This window comes from Phenylobacterium parvum, from assembly GCF_003150835.1.
In the GTDB taxonomy this organism is placed as follows: Bacteria; Pseudomonadota; Alphaproteobacteria; order Caulobacterales; family Caulobacteraceae; genus Phenylobacterium; species Phenylobacterium parvum.
In genome coordinates, this window is the sequence record NZ_CP029479.1 from 953,306 (window position 1) to 969,027 (window position 15,722).

Consider the following 15,722-nt stretch of genomic DNA (forward strand, 5'->3'; position numbering starts at 1 on the left):
GGCTCCAAGGTCAGGCCTCCGCCTCGATGCGGTTCTCGATGGCGCCGAGGCCCTGGATCTCCACCCGGACGACGTCGCCGGGCTTGAGGAACCGACGGGGGGTCATGGCCGCGCCGATCCCGCCGGGAGTGCCGGTGAAGATGACGTCGCCCGGCTCAAGGGTCATGGCCTGGGACAGGTGGGCGACCTGGTCGAAGACGTCGAAGACCAGGTGGCGGGTGTTCGAGGCCTGCCGCTCGTCGCCGTTGACGGTGCAACGGATGTCCAGGGCGTGGGGATCGACCTCGTCGCCGGTGGTGATCCAGGGTCCGAAGGGGGCGTGGGTGTCGAAGGACTTGCCCAGGCTCCACTGGGGCGTGGCGTGCTGCCAGGCCCGCTCGGTCACGTCGTTGCCGACGCAGTAGCCGAAGATGTGGGCGGCGGCGTCCTCGCGGGCGATGTGCTTGCCGCGCCGGCCGATCACCGCGACCATCTCGGCCTCGTAGTCCACCGCCTGGGAGACCCTGGGCGCCTGGACGGGATCGAAGGGCCCGTTGACCGAGGTCTGGGCCTTGGTGAACCAGACCTGGCGCTCGGGGGTCCCCATGCCGCTCTCGGAGATGTGGTCTGCGTAGTTGAGCCCGATGGCGAAGATCTTCCCTGGCCGGGGGATGGGCGCGCGGAGCCGGACCCCGGAGAGGGGGAGGCCCGAGGCGGGATCCAGTCCGGCGAGCCGAGGGGCGATTTCGGCCCAGGCCTCCAGGTGATCCATCAGCGGGCCGGCCAGGCCGGCGTCGACGATACGGTCGCCCAGGACGACGCCGATGCGTGGGCCGGAGCCCGCTTCGTAGATGGCGATCTTCATCAGCGCCCTCCCTGGGCCATCATCGGGTGAACGGCGCCCCACTGGACACCCAGGAGGTCGGCCAGGGTGGCCTTGCCGGGCGGTTCGGACGCCGTGAAGAGGTCGCCGTCGGTCCAGTGCTCGACCTCGTGGCCCCAGGGGTCCTTCCAGTAGTCGAAGACCTGGCTGCCGAGGATGTGCCGGCCGACGCCCCAGGCCGCCGTCCGGCCGTCACCCTTGAGGTGGGCGTGGCCGCGCATCAGGTCGTCGAGGCTCTCGACCTCGAAGGCGGCGTGGTTGTACCGGGGCCCGCCCGGCCCCTGGAGCAGGAAAAGGGTGTGATGGTCCGTCGGCCTGTCCCCGCGGTCGCAGCGCAGGAAGGCGCCGATGGCGAAGTCCGGGGCGGCCTCGATCTCGTCGCTGGTCAGGAGGCCGAACCGCGACTTGTACCAGGCCTCGGAGGCGCGGAAATCGCTGACCTCCAGGACGGCGTGCCCCAGACGGACCACCCGGGAGGGCCCAGCCTTCACCCGCACCCGGCTGGAAATCCGCGGGCGGGCCGCCGCCGTGTTTCGAACCGCCTCGGGGGCGGGGGGCTCTCCAGGAACCGGGGCCTGTCCGGCGACGACCTCGATGCAGAAGCCATCGGGGTCGGTGAGCCGGACCACGGATCCCCCGCCGGGCGTCGAGAGCGGCTCCACCCGGGCCCCCTCGGCCCGGGCGAGGACCTCGAGGGCCTCCGGGCTCTCGGCCCTGAGGCCCAGGGCGACGAAGCCCGCCGGGCCTTCCCCGGTCATGTGCAGGAAGGGCGCTCCACCCGTCCCCCGGCCGTAAAGGCGTCCCTGTCCGTCTCGGAAGGGGGTGAGGCCGAAACTGGCCAGGAACCGCTCCATCTCGTCGAGGTCAGGGGCGCTGAAGCGGACATGAGAGATGTCCTCGATACGGATCGTGCTCATCGGGGCGGGGTCTCCTTGGCGGCGGCTGGGCGGATTTTTTGACCATTTGGTCATTTCATGCAAGCGGGGATATCAGGGCGAGGAACAACGGAGTCGATCGAGGCCCATGTCGAGGATGTCCGGTCCGGACGACGCACGGCGCAGGCGCACGCGCCAGGCCCTGATCCGGGCGGGGGAAACCCTGCTTGCCGAACGCCCCGTGGACGCCATCGCCGTGGATGACATCGTCCGTGAGGCCGGGGTGGCCAAGGGCTCGTTCTTCAACCACTTCAGCGACAAGTCCGCCCTGGCCCTGGCGGTCGCGACGGAGGTCCGCCTGCGGATGGAGCAGAGGGTCGGCGCCGTCAACGCCGGCCTCGGCGACCCCGAGGAGAGACTGGTCCGCGGGGTCTGCGCCTTCATCCAGTACGCCCGCACCCATCCGGCTGAGGCCAGGGCCATGCTGCGGAGCCAGGACCGGCCGGCCCCGCCCGACCATCCTCTCAACGCCGGGCTCCGCGCCGACCTCGAGGCTGGACTGGAACGAGGGTCGTTCCGCGCACCCGGCCTGGACCCCGCTGTGCTGATGGTCAGCGGGGTCTGCCAGATCCTGCTGTCGTCGGTCCTCGACGGTCCGCGCAGCGCGGTCCGGGACCGGGGGCTGGTGGCGGAGACCCTGGCCCTGATGCTGGGCGGGCTGGGCCTGTCCGGCGAGGCGGCGGAGCGCCGGGCCCGTGACGCTGCGGAAGACCTGATCCGCTAGGACCCCGGAGGTCGGCCGGGGAAGGACTCAGCAGGGATTGGCGGCCCCGCCGCAGCCCGTTCCCTGGTCTCCCATCCGGCTCATCTGGTCGGCGTCCTTCCGCCGCCGCGCTTCCCAAGCCTCCGCAGTAGCGCAGACCTTCCTCCTGAAGTGCGATCCCATCTGCTGGACCTGTTCGCAGATGAGCTTCGGCTCGGCCTCCGTCGCCTGAGTGCGGGCGGGGGGCGCAGCCGAGGTCGCGGGGGGCGTCTCCTCCGGGGCTCCTGCCGGCGGCGCTCCGCCCGCCGGGGCGGCGCCCGCCAGGAGGACCAGGGCCGAGATCGCCGTGACCAAAGGGGGCGCGTGGCGGCTTCGTGTCATTTTGGTTTCCTTCCCTCGGCGCAGTCTGGTCCGGATACCCGGCGACTTCAATTCTCCTTCAGCCAGCCCCCATTGAGCGCTTCTGTCGTGGAATCGCCATCCATGCGTCGTCAATCCGCCATCCAGGCCCGCTTCCGGGCGAACAGGGCGGCCCAACCTCCCGGCAATCCGGCGGGAATGGCCCCACTGGACGCTGGGCGCGCCCCTATTCCACTTGACCGGACAAAAAGGGGTTGCCAAAGGACCCCTGCCGCAAGTCTAACTTGTCGGTAAGGTGCAGGCGGCTTCCGGGCCGGATGCGCCGCACCCGAATTCTGGACGCGATCGGGACTCCTCTGGGTCCGGGTTGATGTCAGGGGTCGGGATAGCGAAAGCGGCTCTATCGTCTTGGCGGGTGCGGCTCCGGTTTTCCGGCGCCCGGTCCCGGACAGGCGGCGGGCCATTCAATTGGGGTAGAGACGCTCTCGCGTGACGACCCTTAGGTCCTAACGTGCTAGACCAACCAGGAACTGGCGACAGATGATCGACAACAAGCTCAAGACTCCCTTCATCGCTCTCTTCGGCGCCGTGGCGCTGATGGCGAGCGCTCCGGCCTTTGCGCAGGCGCCCGCGCCCGCCGCCGAGGTCGCCGCCCCGGCCGCTGCGGCTCCCGCCGACGCCGCCGCTCCCGCTGCCGCTCCTGCTGAAGCCGCTCCGGCTCCCGAAGCCGAGCCGCCGCAAATCAAGAATGCCGGCAAGCTCACCGTCATGGGGATGTTCGCCGACTCCGACATCGTCGTGAAGGTCGTGATGCTCGGCCTGGTGGCCTGCTCGGTCATCTCCTGGTTCCTTCTGGTCACCAAGCTCATCGAGTTCAACGCGATGGAGCGCGTGGCCAACCAGTTCATCGACTCCTTCCGGGGCTCCAAGAGCTTCAGCGACGCCGGTCGCGCCGCCCTCTCGGAAGAGTTCTCCGGCAACCCGCTGGCCGACATGGCCGCTGCGGCCGTGCAGGAAGTGGAACTGTCCCGTCAGGCGGGCCTGAAGGTTTCCGGCGAACACCGGGAAACCACCCTGCACCGTGCGGAAGCCGCGGTGAGCGCCGTCCAGTCGACCCTGGGCAAGCGTCTCTCCTCCGGCATGCAGTTCCTGGCCTCGGTCGGTTCGTCCGGTCCGTTCATCGGCCTGTTCGGCACCGTCTACGGGATCATGAACTCCTTCATCGGCATCGCGAACACCAACACCACCAACCTGGCCGTCGTGGCGCCCGGCATCGCCGAGGCCCTGCTGGCGACCGGTATCGGTCTGTTCGCCGCTATCCCGGCGGTTATCTTCTACAACTACTTCCAGACCCGCATCTCGGGCTTTGGCGGCCGCACGGAGTCCTTCGTCGCTGAGCTGATGAACAGCATCTCGCGGCAGCTCGACAAGGGGGCCTGATCCAGATGGGAGCCAAACTCTCAGGTTCTGGGGGTGGCAAGTACGCGGTCGAGGCGAACAGCGAGATCAATGTGACGCCCTTCGTGGACGTCATGCTGGTTCTCCTGATCATCTTCATGGTGGCGGCCCCTATGGCGGCCGTTAACGTGAAGATCGCCTTGCCGAACGCGGTTGCGAAACCGTCCACCAACCCACCGAAGCCGGTGTACATCTCGATCCAGCCGTCGGGTCGCCTTTATATCGGCGACTTCAACACCGACCTGGCTGAGCTCGGGGACACCCTTCGCACCCAACTGGGCAGCAAGCGCAGCCCGGAGAAGGAGCGGATCTACATTCGTGCGGACAAGGACGTGCTGTATGGCGATTTCATGGGCGTGATGAACACGCTCCAGGACAATGGCTTCTACAGTGTGGCCCTCGTCGGCGAAGACAAGAAGGACTGAGGGGTGGAGCATGGCTGAAGACATCATCCAACCCGTTCATAACCCCTTCGACGTCCCGCCTCCGAAGCGCGGCAAGGGTTTCCTGATCGCCTTCCTCGTCGCTCTCCTGCTGCACGTCGTCATCGGCGTCGTGCTGTGGAAGCAGCGGTTCGAGCTCAAGATCAAGGAGTACTCGGACGACGTGACGGACGTGGAGATCATCAAGCCGATGGCTCCGCCTCCGCCCCCGCCGCCGAACACGCCGCCGCCGCCGCCGCCCAAGCTGCAGCCGCGTCCGCCTGTTGCGGTGCCGAACGCTCCGACGATCCCGCCCCTGCCGGTTCCCCCGGTGGAGAAGCGGATCGAGGATCCGAGGCCCCCGGCGCCGGCCCCCGAGCCGCCGCGTCCGTCGGTGATCACCAACCCCGACTGGGCCCGCAAGCCCTCGGGTGAGGACATCGCCCGCTACTACCCCGACCGCGCCCAGCGGATGGAGGTGGAAGGCCGCGTCACCCTGAGCTGCAAGGTCACCGCCAAGGGGCTGCTGGAAGGCTGCTCCGTGGTGTCGGAAGACCCTGCGGACCAGGACTTCGGTTCGGCCGCGCTGCGGATGACCAGGCTCTTCAAGATGCGCCCCCAGACCAAGGATGGCGCACCTGTTGAAGGCGGTACGGTCCGGATCCCGCTGAGGTTCCAGCTCCCCAAGGGCTGAGACCAGACGGGTCTGAATGGAATTGGCCCCGGGGTTCGCCCCGGGGCTTTTTCTTTGCCGGGTCAGCCGCCGCTTGATCGCCGCCGCCGTCCCGCCTAGAAGCTAGCCTCCGCGATGCGCCGCCTTAGCTCAGTTGGTTAGAGCGCTAGATTGTGGCTCTAGAGGTCCCCCGTTCGAACCGGGGAGGCGGTACCATCGCGGATTTCCTGGCTGGCCGGCGGGGCTGGCTCCTTTCCGGCAAGGCCATGACCGAGGAACCTCCCAAGCGCAGGACCCTGAGCCTCAAGCCAGGCGTTGAGGTCACACGGCCCCTGGGTCCCCAGCCGCTTGAGCCGCTCCGTTCGGATAGGCCCGCCCGTCCCCCGCGCCCGCCGCGGCCCTTCCGCGAGGCCAAGCCCGTCGAGCGGCCGTCTCATGGATGGAAGTGCAAGCCCTGCGGCGCCTTCTTCGATCCGCCAGCCGAGGGGCCGGATGACGAGGTGGTCAGATGCCCGGGCTGCAACGCCCGGATCGGGATCGCCGGCGACTTCCGCCAGACCCCGCCCCCGGCCCGCCTGCGCGCCCGGCCCATGCGCCACTGAGGCGCTTCGGATCCCGGCGGTCACCCGCCGTTCCCCCTTGCCGCTTCCAGTTCCTCCCCCAAGAGGCCTGTCGTCGGCTCCACGATGTGGATGCGCTCAAGGTGGATCCGTCCTAGTCTGGCGCTCCAGAGAGCCGCCGAGGTCCCCCATGCCCCTCCGTCGACAGCCTTCGGTCCTGACGACCCTCAAGGCGACGTCCCACCCCTACATGACCGGAGCCTGGACGCCGCTCCATGAGGAGGTGGATCTTCCTGACCCCGAGGTCCTGGAAGGGCGCATCCCGGACGACATCGAGGGCGTCTACCTCCGAAACACCGAGAACCCGGTCCACGAGCCCCTGGGGCGCTACCACCCCTTTGACGGGGACGGGATGATCCACCGGATGGTCTTCCAGGGCGGCCGGGCCAGCTACGCCAACCGTTTCATCCGCACGCGGGGCTTCCGGGCGGAGCAGGAGGCGGGCGGCTCGCTCTGGGGCGGCCTTGCCGATCCGGTCCAGCTGGCGAAGCGTCCGGGCTTCGGCGCCCACGGCGCCCTGAAGGACTCGTCCTCGACCGACATCGTCGTCCACGCCGGGACCGCACTGTCGACCTTCTACCAGTGCGGCGAGGGCTATCGGCTGGACCCGGTGACCCTGGACACCCTGGGAGTGGAGGGTTGGACGCCCATCGACGGCATCTCGGCCCATCCCAAGGTGGACGAGCACACGGGCGAGCTGATGTTCTTCAACTATTCGAAGCACGCCCCCTACCTGCACTACGGCCTGGTGGGGCCGGATAACCGCCTGAAGGTGCTCCAGCCCATCGACCTGCCTGGCCCGCGCCTGCCGCACGACATGGCCTTCACCGAACGCTTCGTGATCCTGAACGACCTGCCAGTCTTCTGGGATGCAGACCTCCTGGCCCGCGACATCCACGCCGTGCGCCTGCACGAGGGCCTGCCGAGCCGCTTCGCCATCCTGCCCCGCGAGGGGGGCGAGCCCCGCTGGTTCGAGGCCGCCCCGACCTATGTCCTGCACTGGCTCAACGCCTACGAGGACGGCGACGAGGTGGTCCTGGACGGCTACTTCCAGGACGAGCCCATGCCCCCGCCGAGGGCCGACGCGCCTCCCGGCTTCGGTCACATGATGGCCTACCTGGACGAGATGAGCTTCCGGCCTCACATGCACCGATGGCGCTTCAACCTGCGCGACGGATCGACCCGCGAGGAGAGGCTGGACCCGCGGATCATGGAGTTCGGCATGATCAACGGCCGCTACGCCGGCCGCCGCCACCGCTACGCCTACTCGACCCTGCCGGAGCCGGGCTGGTTCCTGTTCAACGGCTTCGTGAAGTCAGACCTCGAGACCGGTGCGTCCTGGGAGTACCGCCTGCCCCCGGGCGTCTTCGCCAGCGAGGCGCCCTTCGCCCCCCGGCGAAACGCGACCGCCGAGGACGACGGCTACCTGGTCAGCTTCCTCATCGACGAGAACCGGCAGGCTTCGGAGTGCGTCCTCATCGACGCCCAACGCATCGAGGAAGGCCCCGTCTGCCGGATCGCCCTGCCGCACAAGATCTCCAGTGGGACCCACGCCGTCTGGGCGGGGCCGGAGATGATCCCCGGCTTCAGCTCCCGCGCTTCGGCGGCATGGGAATGAAGCCCGAGGTCCGCGCCACGTAGGCCTCGTAGCCGGGCTTCTTGCGGCGCATCGGGCCCTCGGTGGTGGGCACGCCGCTCCAGCGGGTGAGCAGGAAGGTCAGGAGGATCGGGCCGACGATGGACAGGGCGCCCAGCAGCCCCGTCTCGGCGGCCACCAGGTACATGCCCCACCAGGCGCAGGCGTCGCCGAAATAGTTGGGGTGGCGGGTGTAGCGCCACAGGCCGGTGTCCAGCACCTTGCCGGCGTTCTCCGGATTGGCCTTGAAGCGCTCCAGCTGAGCGTCTCCGATGGTCTCGAACAGGATGCCGACCACCGCCACCAGGACGCCGGCCCAGGCCAGCGGGCCAAGGGCCGCCGGGGCGGACAGCTGGCCGAGCTGGATGGGCAGGCAGACGATGAACTGCAGGACGGCCTGGAGGGAAAAGACGTAGATCAGGCTGGCCTTGGCGAAGCTCCAGCCCTTCTTCTCCTTGGCGTCCGCCATCATGCGGGAGTAACGCCGGTCCGCGCCTTCCCGGCGCCAGCGACGGATCAGGTGGTAACCCAGCCTCAGTCCCCAGGCGGCGCAGAGCAGGGTCAGGACCAGGGCGTGGTCGCCGCCTTGCGACTGGAGGTAGGTGGTCACGGCGATCAGCACCATGCCGGCGCCCCACCAGCTGTCGATGAAGCTGGGATCCTGCTTGGCGACCGCGTAGCGCCATAGCCCCAGGAAGACGACCGCCGAAACGGCCGCGTTCACCGCCAGAACCGAAAGGATTTCCATCCCCGCCTCCCGAAGCTGAGTTCAGGGAGTCAGGTGAGGGGGCCGGCGGCGGTCTGTCAATGCGTGGCCGGGGCCCTGGCCAGGGCCTCACGGACCCACCGGCTGATTCCTGCGGCGTCCGAGGCTCCGGCCCGGCGCGCGATCTCCCGCCCATCCCGCCACAGGATCAGGGCCGGAATGCCCGACACCCGAAGGGTCGCGGCGGCCTCGGGGTGGGCCTCGGCGTCCAGCTTGAGCAGCCGCACGCCGGGCTCCAGCTGGGCGGCCGCGGCCTCGAATTGCGGCGCCATGGTCCGGCAGGGACCGCACCAGGGCGCCCAGACATCCACCAGCACGGCTGCGCCGAGATTCCCGTTGCGGTGCCGGTCCAGGCCGGGACCGTCGACCTCCACCGGCTGGCCTGTGAAAAGGTGCGCCCGGCACTTCCCGCAGCGGGCGTCACGCGGATCCCGGCCCTCGGGGGTCCGGTTGGCGGCGCGGCAGGCGGGGCAGACGATCTGGCGCATGGGGCGTTCCTTTGCTGCGCAGCCCTTCATATGGCGCGGCCCCGGGGGCGACGGAAGGGGCTGGGAGGCCCGCCGGGGGCATGCTACCGGCGAGGCAGCGGAGCGGGGTTCCGGCCGGCTCCGGGAGGAAGTCCATGTCCCAGAACCTCTACAGCCTCCTGTCCTCGCGGTTTCCCGCCGACATGTCGCGTGACGCCTTCCGGTCGCCGGGAGGCGTTCGGCTGTCCTACGCTGAGTTCGAGGCCGATACGGCCCGGACCGCCGCCGCCCTGCGCGCCGCGCGCGTCCAGCCCGGTGATCGGGTCGCCATGCAGGTGGAGAAGTCCATAGAGGCCGTCGTCATCTACCTGGCGACCCTGCGGATCGGCGCGGTCTTCCTGCCGCTGAACGCGGCCTACACCCCGTCTGAGGTCCAGTACTTCCTCGACGACGCCGAGCCGGCCATCTTCATCCAGGATGCCCAGGGCTTCGTGGCCGGGGCCCGGGACCTGGCGCCCGATCCCTGGATCGAGCCCCGGGGCGCCGACGACCTGGCGTCGATCATCTACACCAGCGGCACCACCGGCCGGTCCAAGGGGGCCATGCTGACCCACGGGGCCCTGGCGGCCAACGCCCTGGCCCTGCATGACGCCTGGGGCTTCACGCCCGACGACGTCCTGCTGCACGCCCTGCCCATCTTCCACGTGCACGGCCTGTTCGTGGCCCTGCACTGCGCCTTCCTGTCGGGCTGCCCCATGGTCTGGCTCAACCGCTTCGAAGAGGCGGCGGTGCTGGAGGCCCTTTCCGGGGCCACCGTGATGATGGGCGTACCCACCTTCTACACCCGCCTGTTGGCGCACCCCGGCCTGACCCGGGAGGCGACGGCCCACATGCGCCTCTTCATCAGCGGGTCGGCCCCCCTTCTGGAGAGCGCCTTCGAGGCCTTCGAGGCCCGCACCGGCCACCGGATCCTGGAACGCTACGGCATGAGCGAGGCGGTGATCATCACCACCAACCCGCTGGAGGGCGAGCGCAAGCCGGGTTCGGTGGGCTTTCCCCTGCCAGGGGTCGACCTGCGCATCGGGGGCGGGGAGGAGACCGGGGTCATCGAGATCCGCGGCCCCAGCGTCTTTTCCGGTTACTGGCGCATGCCGGAGAAGACCGCCGAGGAGTTCACGGCGGATGGCTTCTTCATCACCGGCGATGTCGGGCGACGGGACCCGGACGGCCGGCTCTGGATCTCCGGCCGGGCCAAGGACCTCATCATCTCGGGCGGCTACAACGTCTATCCCAAGGAGGTCGAGCTGGTCCTCGACGAGCAGCCGGGCGTCCGCGAGAGCGCCGTCATCGGCGTTCCCCATCCCGACTTCGGCGAGGGCGTGGTGGCCGTGGTGGAGGGGCAGGGGGACGAGGCGGCCCTGGTTTCGGCCCTCCGCAGTCGCCTCGCCGGCTACAAGACCCCCAAGCGCGTGGTCTTCGTGGACTCCCTGCCCAGGAACGCCATGGGAAAGATTCAGAAGGCCCTCCTTCGCCAGACCTACGCCCAGATCTTCAGCTGATCACAAGCCGGTGAGGCTGGATTGACCCCCGCAGGCGTCTGTGGACTTACTGGTTAAGGGTTGTTCACTTTTCAGGGGCGGGCGCATTGGGCGCGGATATTCTCGTTCTGATTGTCCAGGTCGTCGGCGGGATTGTCGGCGGCTGCATGGTGTCCAACCTGCTGCGCTCGGTCGACACGGGCCCGTTCGGCAACGCCGTGCTCGGCGCCCTGGGCGGCGTCTCCGGCGCAGGGCTGGTGGCCGCGCTTTCGCCCGGGCTCTCCACCCTTCCCGGCCTGTCGGGAATGCTCCTGGCGGGGATGCTCGCCGGCGGCCTTTCCTCCACCCTGGGCGGCCTTGCCGTCAGGGCCCTTCGCCGCCGCGCCTGAGGCGGCCTCTCAGTCCTTGCCGTAACTCACCGCCATGCCGGCGCGGACATCCTGCTGCACGCCATACTGCGGGAAGGGATAGCGGAAGCCGTTGCGGGCCAGGGCCTTCATGCCGGCCAGGGCCTTGACCAGGTATTCCGGCGGGGCCGCCATCAGCATCTCGTCGTCCAGAACGCCGCCGTAACGGCGCTCGGCGAAGCAGGGAATGGACAGGCTGGGCGTGCGGGTGGTCAGGGCCCGGCCCCAGGAGTCTGCACAGGCGGACTCGCCCACCACGCCCCAGTCGAAGCGCTTGTAGCCCGACCACTGCAGGCCGTTGATGAAGTACATCATGGCCCCCGGCGTGGCGTAGAAGAGGGCGATGTCCGGGACGCCCAGGCGTCCGCTGGCCAGGGGGGAGACGGCCAGGGCCTCGAACCGGCCGTCCGGGACGCAGTGCATGGCCGCCTGATGCGCCGCGGCGCCAGCCTCGTCCTCGAACCAGACCCCCTGCATGTGACGCCCTGAGCGCCAGTCGTCGGTCTTGGCGCCGCCCAGGCCCACGACGGCGCGGCACTGGGCGCCGACCAGGTCGTCCGAGGTCACGCCCACCGTCCATCCCAGGCGCGAGGCCTGTCCCACCACCTGGTCCAGGGTATGGACCGCGCTGGGGCGGCGGATGCGCGGAATGGCCTCCATGTCCTCGCGCCGCTCGAACATCTTCATGGCGAAGGGGATGGAGCGCAGGCGGAGGGCCTGTTCCAGCTCGGCCGACAGGGCGGCCCAGTTCGTGTCCGGCGGAAGGGTCCCGGGGGGCGAGGATTCCGGCGCTTGTGTCATGTCAGGGGCTCCTCCCAGTGTTGGCCCCATCCTTCACCCGGAGCCGGAAAGAGGGAAGGGGAAAGCCGGGGGTCCGGTCCGGCCTCAGGGATTGTCCCGGGATTGCCCCTGCAAGCCGGCGCGGCCTAGGGTCAATCCGTCGCGGGGCTAGGCGGCCGCCTTCGCCCTCGGGAGCCCGGACATGAAGCCGAACCGCCTTCTCGCCGTCGTCGCCCTTGTTCTCGGGCTCGCGGGACCCGTCCGGGCGGCGGCGCCCGAAGGCCTGGTCCTCACGGCCGGCGATCGTTCGGCCCTGGTCGGGGCCTTCGGACGCGCGGGCCTGGCGCCGCCCGCCGCTGATACCGGAGACGCCGCCCTCTGGAACGCCGTCGAGCGGCTGGCCCGGGTTGAGTTGGGGCAGTCCCTGCGGCCTTCCGAAATCGATCCGCTCTGGGATCTTGCAGCCCCGTCCCGCAGGGTGGAGGCGGAAATGCTCCAGGCGCATGCCCAGGGCCGGCTGGCGGCCTGGGCGGGGTCGATCTCGCCGGACGCGCCGGCCTATCTGGCCCTCGCCAGGGCCCGGCTCCGGTACGCAGCCATCGCCGCCGAGGGCGGCTGGCCCGCCCTGTCCGCCAACCTTCGTCTCAGGCCGGGAGACTCCGGCGAGGGGGTCGAGGCCCTGCGTCGGCGGCTCGCGGCAGAGGGCGATGCGCCGCAGGATCCGCCCCGCCCGGACCGCTTTGACGCCCCCCTGCGAAAGGCCCTCGCCGGTTGGCAGGCCCGGAACGGCCTTGACGACGACGGGGTGCTTGGGCCCGCGACCCTCCGCCGGCTGAATGTCCCGGTCCAGGATCGGCTGGGGCGGATCGAGGCCAACATGGAGCGCTGGCGCTGGATGCCCCGCGCCCTTCCCGCCGACAGGCTCGAGATCGATACGGGCGGCGCCGTCGGCGCGCTCTACCGGGACGGCCGAGTGGTCCACGCCTTCCGGGTGATCCCCGGCGCAGTGAAGGACCCCACCCCGATCTTCCAGTCCCGCCTGAACGCCGTCGTCCTCAATCCGCCCTGGAACGTGCCCGACCGAATCGCCCGGGAGGAACTCCTGCCCCGGGCCGCCCGCGACCCGGACTATCTCGCCCGCAATGGCTTCATCCAGACCGGCGGACGGCTGCAGCAGAAGCCGGGCCCCAAGAGCGCCCTCGGCCGGGTCAAGTTCGACCTGGTCAGCCCCTTTGGCGTCTACCTGCACGATACCCCCGGGCGCGACGCCTTCCAGAGGGCCGAGCGTCACCTCAGCCACGGGTGCATGCGGGTGGAATCCCCCCTGGTCCTGGCGGACCTGCTGCTGGCCCCCCAGGGCCGGGGCGGAAGCCGGATGCAGTCTGACCTGGCGGCTGGTGCGACCCTGCGCGTCGCACTGGTCCGGCAGGAGCCCCTTTTCGTCGTGCACTGGACGGTGAAGACGGAGCCCGATGGCCGGGCCGGTTTCCTCGACGATGTCTATGGCTGGGACGCCCGGTTGGCGACGGAGCTTGCGCGAATGTGATCGACTCCCGGCTTGCCAGGGCGGCCGGCGACGGGCAGAGAGCGCCCCGGGGCTTACGAGGAGACTGGCGCATGCTTGATCGCCGCCGCGTCCTGGCCGCTGGCCTCGGACTGGCCGTCCCGGCCCTGGGCGCTTCCGCCGCCGCCGCTTCGGCGCCCCGCAGCCTCTCAGTCCTGAACCTGCATACCGGCGAGAAGCTGGCCGCCACCTATTTCGAGGGCGGCCGATACCTGCCCGACGCCCTGGCGGCCCTGGACCGGGTGCTGAGGGATCATCGCACCGGGGAGGTGCATCCGATCGCGCCGGGCCTGATCGACCTCGTCGCTGATCTTGCCGGCCAGTTCGGGCGTCCGGACGCCGTCCAGATCATTTCCGGCTACCGCTCCCCTGCCTCGAACGCGGCCCTCCATGCCCGCTCAAGCGGCGTGGCGACACGGAGCCTCCACATGCAGGGCATGGCCATGGACATCCGCGTTCCCGGCGCCCCGCTCGAGCGCCTGCGTAATGCGGCCCTCGCCCTGCGCCGTGGGGGCGTTGGCTACTATCCCGCCTCGAATTTTGTTCATGTGGATGTCGGAAAAGTGAGGCAATGGTAATTTCCTAACCTGAGGGAGATTGACCCATGGACATCAACGACATCATCGCCGGCGTCAGCCAGAACCCCGCCCTCGCCGAGACCATCGGCAAGCTGGGCATCGATCCTGCCATGGCCCAGACGGCCCTCAGCGGCGTGCTGGGCCAGCTCTCCCAGGGTGGAGACATCACCCAGATCGCTTCCGGCGTGGCGGAGTCCGCCGGCCTGGACGTCTCGCAGGTGATGGCCCTCCTGCCGGGCCTGGTTTCCGCGCTGCAGGGCCATGCGGGCGGTGCTGGCGGCGACCTGATCAACAGCCTGCTCGGCCAGCTCCAGGGCGGTCAGTTCGGCGACGTTCTCGCCATGCTCGACACGAACAAGGACGGCAGCGTGGTGGATGACGCCCTGAACCTCGTGAAGGGCCTCTTCAGCCGCAATGCCTGAATGGTCGCCCGCCTGACCGGGTCAGGCGGGCCTCCAGGCGGGCCGGTGGGGGTCGCCTGAGTTGCCGAAGCCCCCCCGTCAGCTTCGCTGACAGCTCCCCCCTTTGTGGGGGGAGCCGCCGGGGTACTCATTCCGCACCCATGGAAGAGACGGACGCCTTCAATCCGTGGCGTCAAAAACGGACGTAACGCGGGGGTTGCGGTGAAAGAGAACATCTTGCGAACTCAGAACAAAAGGGGTACCCCTTTCGTCATCGGCGGCAGGCGCCGACGGGCGGCCCCGGGCCGCGGAATCATGGGATAAGGACCCCGGATCATGACCAATCAGGCGGCGTTGAGGCTCGTGGTGAAAGAAGACGGTGAGAAGCAGCGGGCCCTAGAGGCGGCGCTGACCCAGATTGACCGGGCCTTCGGCAAGGGCGCCGTCATGAAGCTTGGCGACAAGGCGGCCATGGAGGTCGAGGCGGTGTCCACGGGCTCCCTCGGCCTGGACATCGCCCTCGGGATCGGCGGCCTGCCCAAGGGGCGGATCATCGAGATCTACGGGCCGGAAAGCTCGGGCAAGACCACCCTGGCCCTGCACGTGGTGGCCGAGGTCCAGAAGGCCGGCGGCGCCGCCGCCTTCATCGACGCCGAGCACGCCCTCGACCCGGCCTACGCCCGCAAGCTGGGCGTCAACCTGGACGAACTCCTTGTCGCCCAGCCCGACACGGGCGAGCAGGCCCTCGAGATCACCGACACCCTGGTGCGCTCCAACGCCATCGACGTGATCGTGATCGACTCGGTGGCGGCCCTGACGCCCCGGGCCGAGATCGAGGGCGAGATGGGCGACTCCCTGCCTGGCCTCCAGGCCCGCCTGATGAGCCAGGCCCTGCGCAAGCTCACGGCTTCGGTCTCCAAGGCCAAGACCATGATCATCTTCATCAACCAGATCCGGATGAAGATCGGCGTCATGTACGGCTCGCCCGAGACCACCACGGGCGGCAACGCCCTGAAGTTCTACGCCTCGGTTCGCCTCGACATCCGCCGCACCGGCTCCGTCAAGGCCCGGGACGAGATCATCGGCAACAATGTCCGCGTGAAGGTGGTCAAGAACAAGGTCGCACCCCCGTTCCGCGAGGTCGAGTTCGACATCATGTACGGCGAGGGCATTTCCAAGCTGGGCGAGATCATCGACCTGGGCGTCAAGGCCGGGGTGATCGAGAAGTCCGGCTCCTGGTTCTCCTGGAACAGCCAGCGCATCGGCCAGGGCCGGGACAATGTCCGCGAGTTCCTGCGGGCCAACCCGGACATCGCCGGCCAGATCGAGGCCCAGGTCCGCGGCGCTCGCGAGGTGATCGAGGAAGAACTCCTGGTCGGCCCCACCGCCGAGGACGACGCGGGCTGATCCCCCTGAAGGGTGTGGGACCCGGGCCTCAGCGCCGGGGTCCCGGACCCGAGGGGCGGCGGCGTGCGGCCTTGATCTTGGCGGCGCCGTTCAACTCCCGTAAACCCTCTGGCTTCCGCGGTGCAGCAAGGGTCCGGCCCTCGGG

At 69.5% G+C, this 15,722-nt stretch carries 18 protein-coding genes and 1 tRNA gene; 13 read left to right on the top strand and 6 right to left on the bottom strand.

The annotated features are described in order from the left end of the window. Positions 1-10: 10 nt before the first annotated feature. Positions 11-844 (bottom strand): fumarylacetoacetate hydrolase family protein, encoded by an 834-nt coding sequence (locus HYN04_RS04580; protein WP_110449666.1) that lies wholly within the window; start codon positions 842-844, stop codon positions 11-13. After that, positions 844-1,779, bottom strand: coding sequence for a VOC family protein (locus HYN04_RS04585; RefSeq protein WP_110449667.1), 936 nt, complete (start codon positions 1,777-1,779; stop codon positions 844-846). The genes HYN04_RS04580 and HYN04_RS04585 overlap by 1 nt, the downstream gene beginning before the upstream one ends. 106 nt (positions 1,780-1,885) lie before the next feature. Between HYN04_RS04585 and HYN04_RS04590 the strand changes: the two genes are divergently transcribed. Then, positions 1,886-2,521 (top strand): TetR/AcrR family transcriptional regulator, encoded by a 636-nt coding sequence (locus HYN04_RS04590; RefSeq protein WP_162599543.1) that lies wholly within the window; start codon positions 1,886-1,888, stop codon positions 2,519-2,521. A 27-nt stretch (positions 2,522-2,548) separates the two neighbouring features. Here the strand turns inward: HYN04_RS04590 and HYN04_RS04595 are convergent, their stop codons facing one another. Next, complete coding sequence (locus tag HYN04_RS04595; RefSeq protein ID WP_110449668.1) at positions 2,549-2,881, bottom strand: hypothetical protein; 333 nt, start codon at positions 2,879-2,881, stop codon at positions 2,549-2,551. A gap of 519 nt (positions 2,882-3,400) precedes the next feature. Between HYN04_RS04595 and HYN04_RS04600 the strand changes: the two genes are divergently transcribed. The 6 genes from HYN04_RS04600 to HYN04_RS04625 all read left to right on the top strand — a co-directional run bounded on the left by HYN04_RS04600 (position 3,401) and on the right by HYN04_RS04625 (position 7,651). Then, a complete protein-coding gene (locus HYN04_RS04600) occupies positions 3,401-4,300 on the top strand; it encodes a MotA/TolQ/ExbB proton channel family protein (RefSeq protein ID WP_110449669.1) in 900 nt (299 codons plus the stop codon). 5 nt (positions 4,301-4,305) lie between these two features. Continuing rightward, positions 4,306-4,743 (top strand): biopolymer transporter ExbD, encoded by a 438-nt coding sequence (locus HYN04_RS04605; RefSeq protein WP_110449670.1) that lies wholly within the window; start codon positions 4,306-4,308, stop codon positions 4,741-4,743. A gap of 10 nt (positions 4,744-4,753) precedes the next feature. Continuing rightward, on the top strand, positions 4,754-5,434 hold the full coding sequence (locus tag HYN04_RS04610; RefSeq protein ID WP_110449671.1) for an energy transducer TonB: 681 nt from the start codon (positions 4,754-4,756) through the stop codon (positions 5,432-5,434). A gap of 118 nt (positions 5,435-5,552) precedes the next feature. Next, positions 5,553-5,629: transfer RNA gene (locus HYN04_RS04615), tRNA-His, on the top strand. Between the two features lie 50 nt (positions 5,630-5,679). Then, on the top strand, positions 5,680-6,015 hold the full coding sequence (locus HYN04_RS04620; protein WP_110449672.1) for a hypothetical protein: 336 nt from the start codon (positions 5,680-5,682) through the stop codon (positions 6,013-6,015). A 148-nt stretch (positions 6,016-6,163) separates the two neighbouring features. Next, positions 6,164-7,651: a carotenoid oxygenase family protein gene (locus HYN04_RS04625; RefSeq protein ID WP_110449673.1), complete on the top strand. Its 1,488-nt coding sequence runs from the start codon at positions 6,164-6,166 to the stop codon at positions 7,649-7,651. On the opposite strand, the gene HYN04_RS04630 is transcribed toward HYN04_RS04625, so the two are convergent. After that, positions 7,620-8,417: a DUF1295 domain-containing protein gene (locus HYN04_RS04630; RefSeq protein ID WP_110449674.1), complete on the bottom strand. Its 798-nt coding sequence runs from the start codon at positions 8,415-8,417 to the stop codon at positions 7,620-7,622. The genes HYN04_RS04625 and HYN04_RS04630 overlap by 32 nt on opposite strands. Positions 8,418-8,473: 56 nt before the next feature. Then, positions 8,474-8,923, bottom strand: coding sequence for a thioredoxin domain-containing protein (locus HYN04_RS04635; RefSeq protein ID WP_110449675.1), 450 nt, complete (start codon positions 8,921-8,923; stop codon positions 8,474-8,476). A 134-nt stretch (positions 8,924-9,057) separates the two neighbouring features. Here HYN04_RS04635 and HYN04_RS04640 point away from each other — a divergent pair, with 134 nt between their 5' ends. Both HYN04_RS04640 and HYN04_RS04645 read left to right on the top strand, forming a co-directional pair. Further along, positions 9,058-10,461 (top strand): AMP-binding protein, encoded by a 1,404-nt coding sequence (locus tag HYN04_RS04640; RefSeq protein WP_110449676.1) that lies wholly within the window; start codon positions 9,058-9,060, stop codon positions 10,459-10,461. A gap of 86 nt (positions 10,462-10,547) precedes the next feature. Further along, positions 10,548-10,829, top strand: a complete 282-nt coding sequence (locus tag HYN04_RS04645) for a hypothetical protein (RefSeq protein ID WP_110449677.1) — start codon at positions 10,548-10,550, stop codon at positions 10,827-10,829. Between the two features lie 9 nt (positions 10,830-10,838). Here HYN04_RS04645 and HYN04_RS04650 read toward each other — a convergent pair whose 3' ends face one another. After that, positions 10,839-11,648 carry a DUF169 domain-containing protein gene (locus tag HYN04_RS04650; protein WP_110449678.1) on the bottom strand — a complete coding sequence of 270 codons (810 nt, stop codon included), beginning with the start codon at positions 11,646-11,648 and terminating at the stop codon, positions 10,839-10,841. Positions 11,649-11,829: 181 nt separating this feature from the next. Between HYN04_RS04650 and HYN04_RS04655 the strand changes: the two genes are divergently transcribed. The 4 genes from HYN04_RS04655 (at position 11,830) to recA (ending at position 15,577) form a co-directional block, all read left to right on the top strand. Next, entirely contained in the window at positions 11,830-13,173 is a 1,344-nt protein-coding gene (locus HYN04_RS04655) for a L,D-transpeptidase family protein (RefSeq protein WP_110449679.1), read from the top strand. 71 nt (positions 13,174-13,244) lie between these two features. Then, positions 13,245-13,769 (top strand): peptidoglycan L,D-endopeptidase MepK, encoded by a 525-nt coding sequence (gene mepK / locus HYN04_RS04660; protein WP_110449680.1) that lies wholly within the window; start codon positions 13,245-13,247, stop codon positions 13,767-13,769. A gap of 26 nt (positions 13,770-13,795) precedes the next feature. Continuing rightward, on the top strand, positions 13,796-14,191 hold the full coding sequence (locus HYN04_RS04665) for a hypothetical protein (protein WP_110449681.1): 396 nt from the start codon (positions 13,796-13,798) through the stop codon (positions 14,189-14,191). A 315-nt stretch (positions 14,192-14,506) separates the two neighbouring features. Next, entirely contained in the window at positions 14,507-15,577 is a 1,071-nt protein-coding gene (recA, locus tag HYN04_RS04670; protein ID WP_110449682.1) for a recombinase RecA, read from the top strand. Positions 15,578-15,722 lie beyond the last annotated feature (145 nt).